Here is a 15003-nt window from a genome sequence, read left to right as displayed (position 1 = left end):
CATAAGCGCCGGGAACAAATACTATGAAACCAGTCCATGTTCATCTTGTCGGCCTGTGCGGTCTCGCCCTGCTTTTGACGGCTTGTGCGCAGACCTCCCAGTCTGATCTTTCGCCCGTTGCTGGCTTCGCCCCATCGAGATTGGATGCTGCGGCGCCGTCGCCTTCACTGGCGCCCTCTGAGCGACCTGATGATATCCCGCGCTCCGGCTACCAGATCGACGGCGCCGGGTTTTACGGCGATTTGCATTATCTCGAAGAGGGGAACCGGGTTCGCGCGGTTTATGCGCATGCGGTTGAGGGGGAGGTGACCCGACATGCCGATCTGCGCCCTGAAGCGGCCTGGCTTCATGACGGCGTGCGCCGGTTTGAAGGCCAGGACGAAGACGGCGCGGCCATGACCGTTGAGCTGGAGGCGGGCGTCTGCCGGGTGAATGGCCGGGTCTATGCACGCTTCGCCCGGATTGAGGCGGCCGACGGCTCTTATGAAGGCTGCGCCGCTGAAATCGGCCCGCATGTGAGCTGGAGTGAAGCCCTGCCGCGCTATCTGCCCCTGATCCACACCTGCCTTGATGAAAGCCGGGCGTCGTCCATGACGTTTGTGCGCGGGGCGGGACGCGCGCAGGTGCTGCATGTGTCAGATCAGGGTGAGACGCCCGTTGTGCGGATGCGCTTTGGCGAGTCCGGGCGCTGGGATTGCGTGCTTGAAAACGATGCTGCTCGCTGGCGCATCGTGGCTGAGGATGCGCCGCTTCAACCCGGCGAAGCTGATCCGTTCTTCATTGTGGACGCTGTTCCGGACGCCGGTGAAGCCTGCGCGGTTTATGAGCGCGTGCTGTCCGAGGGCGGAGAGGTTCTGGGCGCGCTGGGATACGATGTCTGCCAATCCGGCCCTGTCGCCTTGCTGCGGCCCGGAGCCCGGTAAATCTCGCATCTCAGTGATGTCTGGCGCACGCCCAACGACTCGCGGCACAAGAACGCTATGATGATACGGCTTCTTACTGCATCGGCTTTGGCCGCCTTGTCCTGCACCGCCGCTCAGGCGGAGCTGCGCGATGTCTCATTGCTTCAGTCAGAGGGGCGGACCCAGCTTTGGCTGGCCTTTGATGCGCAGCCGCAAAGCGTTGAAATCCAGCCTGGATCCGGGCTCATGCTGCATGTGGACGGGGTCAGTGTCGACCGCTCGCGCCATATCGAGCCTGCAGTGCGCGGACCGGTTTCCGCTCTGGCGTTGAGCCAGGCGCCCAATGGCGTGTCGATTTCGATGTCCGGCGCCTTTGCCGGCGGTGAGGCCGAAGTGCGAGAGGGCGGTGTGCTGGTCACGCTGACAGGCGTCACCGGACAGTCTGCGCCGATCCGTCGTTCACCGCCGCGCGCCCCCGTCAGCGAGCAGGGTGTTGCGTCCGGTCCGACCGGTTCATCGGCGACACAGCCTGCTGCGGCCTCGTCGGCCCCTACGCCGTCCTTAGCCGCTGGAGATTCCGAACAGCATAGCTCGGGCGCCGCGCAAGACGCCTCGTCCACACCTCAGGATCTGGCTTCCGAACCCGCTTCGCCTGGTTCGGCCGCCGGCACGCAAGCTCAGATGCGTGAGCTGGGCGGTGATCTGGTCATTGATGAGAGCGTCTGTCCCGACAGCGCCGCCCGTCTGGTGGATGCGCCTTGGGATTTGAATCTGCTCTCCACCCACGCTGACTGTCTGGTCAGTGTTGGCGACAGCGAAAGCGCCGTCGCGCTGTATCAGCGCGTTCTGGCTTTTGATCCGCGCCATTTTCAGGCGGCGCTGGGGCTGGCGCGCATTCTGAGCGATCAAGGGGATCATCAGGCCGCGGCGGAGCTGTTTGAAACCGCCGCCGGCGCCGCTCGCACCGATGGTCAAGCCGTGCAGGCGCGCATGGCCGCACGTCGCGCGCGGGAACTGGCGGGATCGGGCGGAAACTGATCCGGCGCCGCGTCGCTAAAACACCAGATCGGGCTGTGTCTTGGATTGCAGCTGCTTGAGCCGTTCAGGCGATACCGGCGCCAGTCTGCGTGTCTTAAGATCCAGCATGCAGGCGACCGCTTCCATGCTCCATAAAGGCTTGCCCGAGACCGGGTCGAGCGCCCAGTGAATGAGGGTGCGCACCTTGTCGGTCGCTGATTTCAGACCGGAACGGAGCACATAGCCTTCGCCTTGTGCGGGGAAACGGCGGAAATTCAGACGTGCTTCCAGCACGGCGCTGGCGACGGTCAGAGGCTCGCCCTTGGCGAACGCCTCCCATTGCTCGGGAAAGCCGTCGCTGAAATGGATGACGCTGTCTGAAACCTTGCCGATGCCGAACTCGGCGCGCATGCGTCCAAAGGCGTCGAGCTCGTCGCGATTGATGCGGCCGCGCCCGATCTCCTGAAGGTGCAGCGCGTTCGCCGCTGCAACCGAAAGCGTTGTGCTGGCCGGCGTCTCGTTGAGACTGCGCGGGGTCATCAGCGCGGGGCGCTCCACCTCGTTCACGCTGAGCGCCTTGAGGCTGCGCGCGGGCCAGTTGAACGCCCGGCCCGTGGCGGCGGCGCAGTGTTCGGCGCGAATTTCAAACGTGGCCGCTGGCGTGTCGCTGGCGGCGTGATAGAGGATCATGGCGACGGTCAGGCTGGCGCCGTCATGGCTGGTCACCCCGCCTGAAATCCGTAACGGCGCTCCGGGGCGCGCTTCGGCGAGAAACCGGATGACGATGTCGCGCGGGATCAAGGTGGCGGTGGCGTTCGGGGCGAAGGCGAGATTCATGCCCAGCCGGTCCGCAAGCCCGGCCAGCGCTTCTTGCGCCTTGGCCATGTAGAAGCGGACATTGAGATGTCCCAGCTCGTCACATTCCCAAGAATTCGCGTTGCCGCGCCACAAAATCTGCATTCGCCGGGCTCCCTGATGATGGATGGAAAGGCTAGGGCGCTTCGCGCGATCTGTCAGGCGCTGGGGCGAAGATGCGCGATCAGGCTCAGCTCACACACTTGCGACACTGGCCATAGTGCTCAATGACGCTGCGGGTGATGACAAAGCCTTCAGGCGTATCCATCACAGGTCGGTGCATATGGCGCTCATCCACATTGCCGCAGGCTTCACAGATAAACAGCTCGGCGGAGCCGGTGCACGGATCATGCTCGTCGCCGTTCAGGCACGCCGTGTAGGCGTTCAAGGCTTCAACCTTGTGAGCCAGCCCGGCGCGGGTCAGAAAATCCAGCGCGCGATAGACGGTTGGCGGCTGGGCGGCGCCGCCGGGTTTGAGCGCGGATAACAGGTCATAGGCTTTGACCGGCCCGCCTGCCTCCACAAGCAATTCCAGAACCCGCCGACGCACGGGCGTCAGCGACAGGCCACGTTCGGTGCAAAACCGTTCTGCGGCGTCAAGCGTTTGAATCGCGTTGGTCATGGTTTCATCCTAGCGGCTTTCGGCATGTAGGGCGAGCCTGAGGGCCAGCCTGTCGTTCGGCTCAAGGCCGGTGCGTCTCCTCCATACAAGTGGGTATATAAGTGGGACTCCGCACTTGATGCGCCAAGGAGGTGACGTTATGACATAACACAACGCGATACTATAACATTACGGGGTCTTCATCATGTCCGCCAACACACCTTATGCTCGCCGGATTGGCGCCGCCGTCAGCTTGCTGGCGCTGGCTGCGCCGCAGGCGTTTGCTCAGACTGACGATGAGGCGCAGGACGTCATCGTGGTTCTGTCGACCCCGATGCAGCTGCAAACCGACGAGATGGTGGGGTCTGTGGACCTGATCTCGGCGCAAGAGATCGAACGCAATCTGAACGGCAATATCGCGGACACGCTGAGCCGTATGCCCGGGGTGAACAGCACGTATTTCGGTCCGGCGGCGGGGCGTCCGATCATTCGCGGCCTGGGGGCTGACCGGGTGCGCATGCTGGTGAACGGCCTGGGCGCCCTCGACGCGTCCAGCGCCAGCCCGGACCACGCCGTCTCCGCCGAAGCATTGGGCGCCCGGCAGATCGAAGTGCTGCGCGGCCCGGCGGCGATCGCCTATGGCGGCGGGGCAATCGGCGGCGTAGTGAATGTGCTCGATGGCCGGATCCCGACCCAGCGCAATGAAGACGTGATCGACGGCTTCGCCTATCTGGGCGCCACAAGCGTGAATGACGGCGTTCAGGCTGCAGGGCGCGTCACCGCCGACTTTGACGGGTTGATGGTCCAGATTGAAGGGCTGCGCCGCGAGGGGAGTGATTTCGACATTCCCGGTTTCGCCGAGACCGAAGCGCTGCGTGAAGAGCATCACGAAGACGAAGATCATCATGACGACGATCATGACGAGGATGAAGACCACCACGACGAACACGAGGGCGAGGAAGAGCCGGCCTATGGCGAGGTTCCGGATTCAGACTTCACCTTCGAGACCTATTCCGGCGCTGTCTCCCTCGTTCGCGACTGGGGCTATATCGGCGTTTCGGTGAAAGACACCGAAGCCGAATACGGCTTGCCAGGCCATGCCCATGAAGACGAGCATGATGATGAAGACCATGACGATGATCACGATGACGATCATGATGATCATGAAGACGAGCATGAACACGGCGAAGAGGCGCCGCGTCTGGTGCTCGAACAGACCCGCATTGATCTGCGCGGAGAGCTGAACCGGGACGGGTTGTTTAATCGCGTGCGCTGGAGCTTCGCGCATGCCGATTACATGCATGTCGAGTTGGAAGACGGCGAAGTCGGCACCCGATTTGAAAAAGACGGGTTCGAAGGCCGGATCGAGCTGGCGCATGACCATGGCGATAACCGCCAAGGTGCCTTGGGCGTGCAGGTTCTGACCCAGGATTTCTCAGCTCTGGGCGAGGAAGCCTATATCGAACCGGTGACCACCCAGGACTGGGGCGCGTTCATCACCGAGCGTTGGGATAACGGCCTGTGGGGCGTCGAGGGCGGCCTGCGCGCAGAAACGCGCGAGCTGAGCGGTCAGCGGGCGAACCGGTCCTTTGACACGTTTTCGGGGTCGGGCTCGATCTTCACGCGTCCCGCCGACGACTGGTTCCTGGCGGCGACCTTGTCGCGCACCGAGCGCGCGCCGACGGATGCGGAAGTCTTTTCTGATGGCCCGCACGCCGCAACCCGCGCCTATGAGCGCGGCGATCTTGACCTGGATACGGAAGTGGCTTGGTCCGGCGAAGTGACCGCGCGGTATGCGCAGGGCCGGGTTTCCGCTGAAACCAATCTGTTCTTCGCTGACTATGACGGCTTCATCGGCCTGTTCCCGACGGGCGAGGAAGAAGACGGGTTTGACGTCTTTGAGTATCGCCAGGCGGATGCGCAGCTGTATGGCTTTGAGGCGCAAGTGAACGCCGAGCTGGGCGAACTTCGCAGCTGGGCGATGTCGGGCGAGGCGAGCCTAGATTATGTCCGCGGTGAGCTGGATGACGGCGGAAACCTGCCGCGTATTCCGCCTCTCTCTTCAAACCTGGCTCTGATCGCCGAACGAGGCGTCTGGTCGGTGCGCGGCGAGGCGCATCTGGTCGCCGAGCAGGACGAGACCACCAGCTTCGAAACCGAGACGGATGGGTATGTGATGTACAACGCCGACCTTGAGGTCACCCCGTTCGCCGATCGCGACGTGCGTGTGATCCTGGGCGTGCGCAATCTCACCGATGAAGAGGGTCGGGTGCACACCTCATTCCTGAAAGACATGGTCCCGTTGCCGGGGCGGTCCTTCCGGATCGCTGTCCGCGCCGGCTTCTGATAGCGGGGATTCCCCTCCCTGCGGCAGGGCGCCGCGCGTCAGGCGGACGCGCGGCGCCTTGCCATATATCTTGCGCGCGAAAGCGGGCGCAGAAAGTCCCCATCCAAACTATGGGAAAGGGGACGAACCCATGAAAAAGCTACTTCTCGCAGCCGCTGGCGTTGTTGCATTGACTGGCGTGACCGCTCCGGCGGCCCTGGCTGAAAAAGGCGACTGGCAGTTCCGCGTGCGCGCCATCACGGTCCAACCTGATGAAGGCGCAAACATCCAGACCATTGGCGGCGATGTGGACATCGACACCTCGGTGGTGCCGGAATTCGACATCAGCTATTTCTTCACCGACAACATCGCCGCCGAGTTGATTTTGGGCGTGACGCCGCATGATGTGACGGCTGTCAACACATCGGTGGGCGATCTGGATCTGGGCGATGTCACCCTGCTGCCGCCGACCCTGACCGTGCAATATCACTTCAATCCTGAAGGTCAGGTCCGGCCGTATGTGGGCGCGGGCGTGAACTACACGATCTTCTTCAACGATGATCTGCCCTCAGGCACCATTCTGGACGGCATCGACTATGACCCGTCTTTCGGCCTCGCATTGCAAGCCGGCGTCGATTACGCCCTCAATGAACGCTGGTTCCTGAACTTCGATGTGAAGAAGGTCTGGATCAACACAGATGTGGAAGTTGATGCGACCACGGCGCTGAGCGCTGTCGTCAATGCGGACGTGGACATTGATCCGTGGATCATCGGCGTCGGCTTCGGCTGGCGTTACTAGGCCCGCTTGATCGGCCAGGTTTCGGACGGGCGTCCCGCATCAGCGGGGCGCCCGTCTTGCATTGGGACGAATGATTGTGGCGCGTGTGTCCCGTTATGTTGCCTCAGGGGCAGGTCTGCGCTAACGATCCATCAACGTTTCTAGAGGGGGAGCCCCATGGCTGACGCCGCCGCCAACAAGCCGACCTTGTCCGGGTCCTTGCCGCTTTATAAAAAACCTGAGCCGCTGAACCCGCAAGAGCATCAGGGCAAAGGTCTGCGCTATAGCGACCGCCCGTTCGATTTCCTGAAAGACTCGCATTTCGTGCCGGTCACCTTGGGCGAATTCGGCGCCGCCAGCGCCCGTTTCCCGATCATCTTCCTGGGTGAGACCAAGACCCCGGTCGCCGCCATGGGTATTCAGGCTGGCGCGAACCTGTTCGTGGATCCCGAGACCGGTGATTACGAGCGCTTTGCGTATCTGCCGGCGTTCGTACGCCGCTATCCGTTCGTGGCCGCCAATCACGGCCCGGAGAGCGATCGCTTCACCGTCTGCGTGGACACCGGTTCCCACCTGTTCTCGGACAATCCCGAACAGCCCTTCTTCAACGACAAGGGCGAGCCGACCGAATTCACCAATCGCGCCATCGATTTCGTGCGCCGGTTTGAATCCGATGTGGCTCTGACCGAAGCCTTCGTGAAGCGCCTGAACGAGCTGGACCTGTTTGACCAGCAGCAGGCCACCTTCCAGCCGCGCAACGCCAATGGCGAGCCGCAAGGCGAACCGCAGGTCGTCGCCAGCTATTGGGGCGTCTCCGGCGAGAAACTGCAGAAGCTTGATCCCAAGGTTCTGGCGGAGCTGCGCGACAACACCTATCTGGGCGCGATCTACGCGCACATGCTGTCCATGCCGCAGTGGGAAACGCTCATCGCACGCGCATCCTTCCGCAATAACGGCGTTGGCGCTCCGCCGCCGCCTGCAGCGCCTGAAGCCTAAGCGCTTCAACAGCTGAGACAATGAAACCGGCCGGGGCGACGCTCCGGCCGGTTTTTCTTTGCGCGCTCATGCCGGTTATCACAACCCCGTCAGAGCGGTTTCGCCCTGCAGGGGGAAGCGGCTATATCAGGGCTGACAGGATCAGACCGCTGATCTGTGACGCGACCCAAGGAGTCCCCCGACGTGTTCCGACTGCTCGCAGTATTTATGATCTTGATGACCGGCGCTCCGGCGCTGGCTCAGTTCGGCTCCGGCGACCCCATGGTGGACGCGCGGCTGGTGTCTGACCGGCGCGCGGTCGAACCTGGCGAGACGTTCCATCTCGCCCTGCACCAGACGATCACGCCGGGCTGGCACACCTATTGGCGCAATCCAGGCGATTCCGGTGAGCCGACCCATCTTGACCTGTCGCTGCCGGACGGCTGGCGCGTGGGCGACATGATCTGGCCGGCGCCGCACAGCTATGATCTAGGCCCTTTGACCAATTATGGCTATTCCGCCGAAGTCACGCTGCCGGTTGCGGTGACCGTGCCGAGCAACGCCGCGCCGGGACCGCTCACGATCACCGCATTCGCCACCTGGCTCGTCTGTGAAGATATCTGCATCCCTGAAGAGGCCGATGTCGCAATCACGCTTGAGGTGGGCGGGTCCGCCACAGATCCGGCGGGTGAGGCGCTGATCATCCAGGCTCTGGACCAGGCGCCGGTCCGCGATGACGGTGTGCGCGCCGGGCTGGACGGTGACAGCAACGGGTTGGTGCTGACCCTGAGCGGGCCGCGTTTTGCCGATGCAGCGCTCTCGGACCTGACATTTTACCCGTATGAATCCGGCGTGATCGACCACGCAGCCGATCAGAGCCTTGTTCATGAAGGCGAAGAGCTGCGTCTGGATCTGACCGCTGGATATCTGAGCCGAAACGGCGTGGATCAGGCGCGTTTCGGCGTGCTCGTCTACACGGCGCAGCGCGGTGATGTCTGGACAGAAGAAGCGGTCGAGATCACGGCGCGCAACGGGTTGCGGGTCAACGATCTGAGTGCTGCAGCGCCAGCGTCTGTGTCCCCAACCTCTGGCGCTGACGGACAGCGCGCGCCCGCTCCGCAATCTATCAGTTTCCTCCAGGCCGCCGGGCTCGCGCTCCTGGGCGGGTTGATCCTCAATCTGATGCCGTGTGTCTTCCCGGTGCTGTCGATGAAGGCGCTGACGCTGGTTGAGAAACGCGGCGCAGAGAAGAGCGAAGCACGGACGCTGGGTCTGGTCTTCGCAGCAGGCGTGATCGGGACCTTCCTGGCGCTGGGCGGATTGCTTTTGATCCTGCGCGTCGCGGGCTTGCCAGCGCTGTGGGGCATGCAATTGCAGGCGCCGCTGGTGGTGGCGGGGCTGGCCACCTTGTTGTTCTTGATCGGTCTGAACTTCATGGGCGCGTTCGAGATCGGCACATCGCTGCAATCGGTTGGGTCGGGCGTCAAGGATAGCGGACGCAAAGGCGCCTTTCTCACCGGCGTTCTCGCTGTGTTCGTCGCCGCACCGTGTCTGGCGCCCTTCATGACGGGCGCGCTGGCCTTCGCCTTGACCCAGCCTGCGCTGGCGTCTCTGACGATCTTCGCCTTTCTGGGCGTGGGCTTGGCGTTTCCCTTCGTGCTGGTCAGCTTCAGCCCAGGGCTTTTGGCGCTGCTGCCCAAGCCGGGACCTTGGATGACCCGGTTCCGGCAGATTCTGGCTTTTCCGATGTTCGCCACGGCGATCTGGCTGGTCTGGGTGCTGACCGCCCAGCTGGGCCCCAATGGCGCGCTATGGCTCATGCTGGCCTTGCTGGCGGCCAGCTTCACGGTCTGGGCGTTGGGACTGTCGGGCCTGGCGGGACGGGCGACGGCGCTTGTAGGCGTCGTGCTGACGCTAGGCGCCTTGTCGGTGACGGCGCGGATGGAGCCGGTCAGCCAGACAATCCAGGGGCAAAGCGAGTGGGCGGTCTGGAGCGAAAGCGCTGTGATGGAGGCGCAAGCGGCTGGCCGTCCGGTATTTGTGGATTTCACCGCCGCCTGGTGCGTGACCTGTCAGGTGAACAAGCTTGGCGCCTTGTCTGAGGGGGCGGTCAAAGCGACCTTCGCCGAGCATGATGTGGCGTTGTTTCGCGCTGATTTCACCAATCAGGATCCCGAGATCGCCGCCGCTCTGGCGCGTCATGGCTCGGCCGGCGTGCCGCTCTATCTGATGTATCCGGCCAATTCCGGCGCGCCTGAGGTGTTGCCGCCGCTCTTGACCGGAGGATTGGTGATCCAATCTGTGAACGAGGCCGTACAATAAGCCGCACACTAGGGGAGTTAATCTGATGGTAACCGTGTCTCGCCGTTCTCTGGGCCAGCTGATGAGCGTTTGCGCCGCCGCCGCCCTGACGATCACCGCTTTCACACTCGAAGCCCGCGCCGATGTCGTCACCGGCGAGGCCGCGCCCGCCTTCTCCGTACAGACCGCGACAGGCGAAGCGCTGTCACTGGAGAGCCTCTCTGGCCAGACGGTTGTTCTGGAGTGGACCAATCATGGCTGCCCCTATGTGCAGCGTCATTACGGCTCCGAGCATATCCAGGCCCTGCAGTCCGCCGCCGCTGAAGACGATGTGGTCTGGGTTCAGATCATCTCCTCCGCCCCTGGCGAACAAGGCTATGTCGAGGCTGAAGAAGCTCTGAGCCTGAATGAAGAGCGCGGCGCCGCGCCCGCGCATGTGGTGCTCGACCCGGAAGGCGATCTGGGACGGCTTTATGATGCGCGCACGACCCCGCACATGTATGTCATCGATGGCGATAGCGTGCTGCAATATGCCGGCGCGATCGACGACCAACCACGTCCGCGTGCGGATTCGCCTGAAGCTACCGATTACGTGACGATGGCGCTGACGGCGGTCGGGAACGGCGAAAGCCCGGACCCGGCCCAGACCCAGCCTTATGGCTGCAACGTCAAATACGCTTACTGATCGCTTGCTTCGACCGGACAGGAATAGGCGCTGAGGCCCGCCGCCTGTGCCTCGGGCGTGGCGGCGATCTCGGCGGCCTGTCCGGTCAGGCGCGCGATCTCTTGATAGGCGCGGGCATGATCGGCGCGTGTCGCAGTTTGTGACAACAGCTCGGCGCGATGCTGCGCATCTTCGCTCATGCCCCGGAAAATACAGCGTAGATCGGTCGGCCCGCCGCTGTCCTCGACAGCGCGTGACAGTTGATAGGCTCGCAAGCTGAACTCGCTCAACGCGGTCAGGACCGGATCCTGGACCGGTAGAGCGTCCACGGGAGCCGCCGGACTGCGCGCCATATCCTGGGCGCGGCGTTGCGCTTCAGCCTCAAGACTGTGCGACAGCGTCACCAGCGCCTGGGCGGCGTCCGGCGCAATCTGCGGCGCGCTGGCGGCCTGAACACTGATCAGAAGCGTGTGAGCGAACATGGACGACATCCGGTTTTTCGTGCTTAGAGCGCCTTGCAAACCCGGCGCCGCTTGATCCTTGTCGCTGGCAAGGCTAAGCCGCAGGCCCTTCGATACCTTTAATCTGAGCGAGCATCCTCATGGCCAAGACCAAGGCGTTCCGTCCCAAAGCCCGTCGTCCCCGCGGTTTTGAGGATCGCTCCGCCCATGTGTTGCGCGCCGAGCGCGCGCTCGTGAGCGCCGCCAGCGCGGTGTATGAGCAATGGGGGTTTGAACCGCTGGAGACCCCGGCCTTCGAATACGCCGATGCGCTTGGCAAATTCCTGCCCGATGAAGAACGACCCAATGAGGGCGTCTTCGCCATGCAGGATGATGACGAGCAATGGATGGCGCTGCGCTATGACCTGACCGCGCCGCTGGCGCGCTTCGCCGCCGAGAACTTCCAGGATCTCGCCAAGCCGTTCCGCCGCTATCAGTTCGGCGAAGTCTGGCGCAACGAAAAGCCGGGTCCGGGCCGCTTCCGCCAGTTCGTCCAGTGCGACGCCGACAGCGTCGGCGCGCCGGGGCCGGCGGCCGATGCGGAAATGATCGCCCTCGCCAGCGAAGTCATGGGCTCTGCGGGTCTGTCTGAGGGCGAGTACGTCATCCGCGTCAATGATCGCCGCCTGCTGGATGGGGTTCTCGAGCGTCTGGGCGACGCCGCGTCTGAAAAGCGCCTGCGCGTTCTGCGCGCCATCGACAAGATGGACCGTCTGGGTCTTGAAGGGGTCGAGCTGCTGCTGGGCGAAGGCCGCAAGGATGAGAGCGGCGACTTTACCGAAGGCGCAGGCCTCGATGCGGACCAGCGCCGCCATGTGCTGGGCTTCATTGAAGCCGGGCAGGTGGATGACGCGCTGACCGGCGCGGCGCGCAACGCGGAAGTGCTCAAGCGTCTCACTCAGGCTTTGGGCGATACGGACGCCGGAAAGCTGGCGGTCGCCGACCTTGAAACGATCACGTCCGTGCTCGACGCTCTGGGCAAGTCCGAGAACTGGACGCTCGATACTTCGGTCGTGCGGGGCTTGGGCTATTACACCGGCCCGGTGTTTGAAGCCGAGCTGCTGGCTGAGGCGCATTATGACGATGGCTCGCCGATCCGTTTCGGCTCTGTGGGCGGCGGCGGACGCTATGACGATCTGGTCAGCCGTTTCACCGGCCAAGCCGTCCCCGCGACGGGGTTTTCGTTTGGCGTCAGCCGCTTTGCGGCGGCCCTGTCTGCGCTCAAACGCCTGGACGCGGCCAAGGCTGATCCGCTGGTGATCATTGTGGCGGCGGAGAAAGACCGGATGGCGGACTATTTCGCCTTGGCGGCTGATCTTCGGGGCGCGGGCTTGCGGGCGGAAGCCTTCATTGGCGGCGGCAATATGGGCAAACAGCTCAAATACGCCGATCGCCGGGATGCAGATTTCGCAGTGATCATCGGCTCTGACGAACGGGAGGCAGGCGAGGCCCAGATCAAGGATCTCAAACTGGGCGCGCGCCTGGCCGCCGAGATCACCGATAACAAGGCCTGGCGAGAGGATCAGCCTGCTCAATTCACCGTGTCGCGCGATCAGATCGTGAGCGCCATAAAGGCGCGCCTGACGGGCGGCTAAATGTGTCGAAAATGCAGCAGAGCGAAACATCGCCTGACTCTAGGGGCTTGACGGTCCTATGACGGTTAGGCCAACGTTTAAACAGACAGGGCCTGACCGTCTTGTCTCTTAAGTGGTGTCTCTGGGGAGGAGACGTCTCTTAATCGACCAACCAGAATCTTTAAGCCCGGCGTCTTTCGACGCCGGGCTTTTTTTCTGTCGATGGATTGAAGCGATTACCGGCGCGGCGGCGACGGCGGCGCAGGGATGTCCGGCCCGCCTTCAAGTCCATGCGCCTGTTCAGAAGAACGCCAGGCGTCCAGCCAGGTCTCTTTCTCGGCCCCGACAAGCTCGCGACCGTTGACCCAGACTCGGGTTTCGCCGTCACGCTCGATGATGCGCACCTGGCGGTCTTCATAGGTGTGCTCATGACGTGATGAAGTGTGAGAGCGAGTCTCGCGCCATTCCGCGCGCTCGTCTCGCATCTCGCTCAAGCTTTCTTCAAGCTCTTCGCGGGCGTCACGTAGTTCTCGCCGATCCTCCGCTGTCAGGGGAACCCGGACGCCGTCCTCGGTCTTCCAGCCGCGCTCCAGCGTGCGGTCAATCGCGCGCAGCCCGGCTTCAAGGCCGTGCTCGGCGGCGGCGAGACCCGCCTGAGCGATGGAGTCGGCGTCAATGGAAATGGACAGAGCGTGGCGCTCGGCCTGATGCGCGCGTTCTTCAGCGCGACGGGCGGCGCGTTCCGCCCGGTGTTCGGCACGGCGGATCATACGCTCGGCGTCACGATCTGCGCGCTCTGCAGCCCGTTCGGCATGTCGTTCCGCGCGCATCGCCCGGCGTTCGGCGTCCTCGACGATCACTTCGATCCGCGCCTGCAGTTCGTCTTCGTCAAAATTGAGACGATCAAGCTGGATGTGAAAGTCGGAGCCTTCGGAGAAATGCTCGACGAGGGTCTCAGACAACGCCTCCATCTCCTCTGTGAAGGCTTCTATGTCATCTTCGTCCCAGCGGTCGACATCGATATCGAGATCAAGGCTGATTGAGGTGTCGTCGTCACCATCGAGCGCGGTTTCAATCACGCGCACAGCGTGGGCGCCGTCGCGAATGACAATGCGCTGCCCATTGACGACCAGCACATGAGCAGTGCGCTCATCGGCGTCTGCATAACGTGTTTGTGCGGCGCCCGCCGAGGCGCAGGCGACCAGCAGCGGTGCGGCGGCGACGGCGGCGACCGTGGCGATCCAGTGTTTCATCAAATGTCCTCCCTTTCCCGGAACTGTGGGTGAGCGCGCCTTACAGCGGCACGTCCGCAGGCTTAAGTTTTCGTCATTCTCGTATTCACAGTCCTTGCCTTCGTCTGGACAGATGGCCGACGGCGCTCTAGCAATCTGACCAAGGGATGAGGGACAGCCATGATGATTTCACGACGCGGGCTTATGGCCGGCATGGCGGCGCTTTGCACGGCGCCTGCATTCGCAACCACGGCGTCTCTGGATACGCTGGTCGGCAATTGCCTGATCCTGGGGTTTCTCGGCGATCATGCGCAGGCGGAGGGCGCGTCGCGGCTTGAAGACGACCTCGCCGCCGGCCGCGTCGGCGGCGCTCTGTTCCTGCGCCATAATGCACGCAGCCGCGACGGCGTGCTGGGGCTTTCAGACCGCTTCCAGTCTGCAGCGCCGAACGCCTGGCTCGCCATCGATCAGGAAGGCGGCTTTGTGCAGCGCCTGACCGACGAGATGGGCTTTACCGACATTCCCACCGCCGAGGCGCTGGCGGAGATGGGGCTCGACGCGGCCCGTCCGGTCTTCGCCCAGGCGGCGCGTGAGCTGGCGCAAAACGGGTTTTCCATGAACCTTGCCCCGGTCGCGGACCTGCGCCATGACGGCAATGAGGTGATTGACCGCTGGGCGCGCGCCTTTGGCGATGATCCGGACACGGTCGCAGCCTATTGCGGCGCCTTCATCGACGCTATGGAGGCGGAGGGCGTTGCGTGCGCCATCAAGCATTTCCCCGGTCATGGGCGCAGCCAGGGCGACAGCCATGACGGGTTCGTCGACATTTCAGACACGTGGGGCGAGGTGGAAGCCGCGCCGTTTGAGCGCCTCATTGAGCAAGACAAGGCCCATCTGATCATGGGCGGGCATCTGATCAATCGCCGTCTGGACCCCTCAGGACGCCCGGTGACGCTGTCAGCGCCCGTCCTTCAAGGACTTTTGCGCGAGCAGATGGGCTATCGCGGCGCTGTGATCACCGATGATCTCGATATGGGCGCGATCCGAAACCAGTATACGCGCGAACAGGCGATCGTGGACTCGCTGGCGGCGGGCAATGACCTGCTGCTGATTTCCAACTCGGCGGACGCCGATCCTGATCTGCCTCGGCGCGCCGTGGACTGGGTCGGACAGGCGATCGAGTACGGGCGGCTCAGCCTGGACCGTCTGATCGACGCCAACGCCCGGATCGCTGCTTTGAAGGCGCAAGTGGGGCTGGGCTAACTCCGCCCGCACTGC

13 protein-coding genes are annotated in these 15003 nt (G+C 63.4%); 9 read left to right on the top strand and 4 right to left on the bottom strand.

Annotated features, from left to right (window positions below; all coding sequences use genetic code 11):
- The first annotated feature begins 23 nt into the window (after positions 1–23).
- Both ACQ66J_RS03380 and ACQ66J_RS03375 read left to right on the top strand, forming a co-directional pair.
- Positions 24–923, top strand: a complete 900-nt coding sequence (locus tag ACQ66J_RS03380) for a hypothetical protein (RefSeq protein ID WP_430430486.1) — start codon at positions 24–26, stop codon at positions 921–923.
- A gap of 60 nt (positions 924–983) precedes the next feature.
- Entirely contained in the window at positions 984–1940 is a 957-nt protein-coding gene (locus ACQ66J_RS03375; protein WP_430430485.1) for a tetratricopeptide repeat protein, read from the top strand.
- A 15-nt stretch (positions 1941–1955) separates the two neighbouring features.
- Here the strand turns inward: ACQ66J_RS03375 and ACQ66J_RS03370 are convergent, their stop codons facing one another.
- The gene (locus tag ACQ66J_RS03370; RefSeq protein ID WP_430430484.1) at positions 1956–2879 is read right to left on the bottom strand and encodes a thioesterase family protein; all 924 of its coding nucleotides are present in this window, start codon (positions 2877–2879) and stop codon (positions 1956–1958) included.
- Positions 2880–2964: 85 nt separating this feature from the next.
- Entirely contained in the window at positions 2965–3396 is a 432-nt protein-coding gene (locus ACQ66J_RS03365; protein WP_375548485.1) for a transcriptional repressor, read from the bottom strand.
- A gap of 184 nt (positions 3397–3580) precedes the next feature.
- On the opposite strand from ACQ66J_RS03365, the gene ACQ66J_RS03360 reads away from it, so the two are divergent.
- The 5 genes from ACQ66J_RS03360 to ACQ66J_RS03340 all read left to right on the top strand — a co-directional run bounded on the left by ACQ66J_RS03360 (position 3581) and on the right by ACQ66J_RS03340 (position 10440).
- Positions 3581–5722, top strand: a complete 2142-nt coding sequence (locus ACQ66J_RS03360; protein WP_430430483.1) for a TonB-dependent receptor — start codon at positions 3581–3583, stop codon at positions 5720–5722.
- A 130-nt stretch (positions 5723–5852) separates the two neighbouring features.
- Entirely contained in the window at positions 5853–6500 is a 648-nt protein-coding gene (locus ACQ66J_RS03355) for an OmpW/AlkL family protein (protein ID WP_375548487.1), read from the top strand.
- Between the two features lie 156 nt (positions 6501–6656).
- On the top strand, positions 6657–7475 hold the full coding sequence (locus ACQ66J_RS03350; RefSeq protein ID WP_375548488.1) for a SapC family protein: 819 nt from the start codon (positions 6657–6659) through the stop codon (positions 7473–7475).
- Between the two features lie 183 nt (positions 7476–7658).
- Positions 7659–9776 carry a protein-disulfide reductase DsbD family protein gene (locus tag ACQ66J_RS03345; protein WP_430430482.1) on the top strand — a complete coding sequence of 706 codons (2118 nt, stop codon included), beginning with the start codon at positions 7659–7661 and terminating at the stop codon, positions 9774–9776.
- Positions 9777–9801: 25 nt separating this feature from the next.
- Positions 9802–10440 carry a redoxin domain-containing protein gene (locus ACQ66J_RS03340; protein ID WP_430430481.1) on the top strand — a complete coding sequence of 213 codons (639 nt, stop codon included), beginning with the start codon at positions 9802–9804 and terminating at the stop codon, positions 10438–10440.
- Here ACQ66J_RS03340 and ACQ66J_RS03335 read toward each other — a convergent pair.
- Positions 10434–10901 carry a hypothetical protein gene (locus ACQ66J_RS03335; protein ID WP_430430480.1) on the bottom strand — a complete coding sequence of 156 codons (468 nt, stop codon included), beginning with the start codon at positions 10899–10901 and terminating at the stop codon, positions 10434–10436. The genes ACQ66J_RS03340 and ACQ66J_RS03335 overlap by 7 nt on opposite strands.
- Before the next feature lie 119 nt (positions 10902–11020).
- Between ACQ66J_RS03335 and hisS the strand changes: the two genes are divergently transcribed.
- Positions 11021–12514 (top strand): histidine--tRNA ligase, encoded by a 1494-nt coding sequence (gene hisS / locus ACQ66J_RS03330; protein WP_430430479.1) that lies wholly within the window; start codon positions 11021–11023, stop codon positions 12512–12514.
- Between the two features lie 215 nt (positions 12515–12729).
- Here the strand turns inward: hisS and ACQ66J_RS03325 are convergent, their stop codons facing one another.
- Positions 12730–13746 carry a hypothetical protein gene (locus ACQ66J_RS03325; RefSeq protein ID WP_430430478.1) on the bottom strand — a complete coding sequence of 339 codons (1017 nt, stop codon included), beginning with the start codon at positions 13744–13746 and terminating at the stop codon, positions 12730–12732.
- A gap of 159 nt (positions 13747–13905) precedes the next feature.
- Between ACQ66J_RS03325 and ACQ66J_RS03320 the strand changes: the two genes are divergently transcribed.
- Positions 13906–14988 carry a glycoside hydrolase family 3 N-terminal domain-containing protein gene (locus ACQ66J_RS03320; protein ID WP_430430477.1) on the top strand — a complete coding sequence of 361 codons (1083 nt, stop codon included), beginning with the start codon at positions 13906–13908 and terminating at the stop codon, positions 14986–14988.
- Positions 14989–15003 lie beyond the last annotated feature (15 nt).

The sequence above is a fragment of the Oceanicaulis sp. genome (assembly GCF_965284345.1).
GTDB lineage: Bacteria > Pseudomonadota > Alphaproteobacteria > Caulobacterales > Maricaulaceae > Oceanicaulis > Oceanicaulis alexandrii_A.
This window is presented reverse-complemented; position numbering and strand designations above follow the sequence as displayed.

What these genes read in the sequence shown, in the direction of transcription:
- ACQ66J_RS03380 (WP_430430486.1), top strand. Translation starts at nt 24, where the DNA reads ATGAAACCAGTCCATGTTCATCTTGTCGGCCTGTGCGGTCTCGCCCTG.
- ACQ66J_RS03375 (WP_430430485.1), top strand. Translation starts at nt 984, where the DNA reads ATGATACGGCTTCTTACTGCATCGGCTTTGGCCGCCTTGTCCTGCACC.
- ACQ66J_RS03370 (WP_430430484.1), bottom strand. Translation starts at nt 2,879, where the DNA reads ATGCAGATTTTGTGGCGCGGCAACGCGAATTCTTGGGAATGTGACGAG.
- ACQ66J_RS03365 (WP_375548485.1), bottom strand. Translation starts at nt 3,396, where the DNA reads ATGACCAACGCGATTCAAACGCTTGACGCCGCAGAACGGTTTTGCACC.
- ACQ66J_RS03360 (WP_430430483.1), top strand. Translation starts at nt 3,581, where the DNA reads ATGTCCGCCAACACACCTTATGCTCGCCGGATTGGCGCCGCCGTCAGC.
- ACQ66J_RS03355 (WP_375548487.1), top strand. Translation starts at nt 5,853, where the DNA reads ATGAAAAAGCTACTTCTCGCAGCCGCTGGCGTTGTTGCATTGACTGGC.
- ACQ66J_RS03350 (WP_375548488.1), top strand. Translation starts at nt 6,657, where the DNA reads ATGGCTGACGCCGCCGCCAACAAGCCGACCTTGTCCGGGTCCTTGCCG.
- ACQ66J_RS03340 (WP_430430481.1), top strand. Translation starts at nt 9,802, where the DNA reads ATGGTAACCGTGTCTCGCCGTTCTCTGGGCCAGCTGATGAGCGTTTGC.
- ACQ66J_RS03335 (WP_430430480.1), bottom strand. Translation starts at nt 10,901, where the DNA reads ATGTTCGCTCACACGCTTCTGATCAGTGTTCAGGCCGCCAGCGCGCCG.
- hisS (WP_430430479.1), top strand. Translation starts at nt 11,021, where the DNA reads ATGGCCAAGACCAAGGCGTTCCGTCCCAAAGCCCGTCGTCCCCGCGGT.
- ACQ66J_RS03325 (WP_430430478.1), bottom strand. Translation starts at nt 13,746, where the DNA reads ATGAAACACTGGATCGCCACGGTCGCCGCCGTCGCCGCCGCACCGCTG.
- ACQ66J_RS03320 (WP_430430477.1), top strand. Translation starts at nt 13,906, where the DNA reads ATGATGATTTCACGACGCGGGCTTATGGCCGGCATGGCGGCGCTTTGC.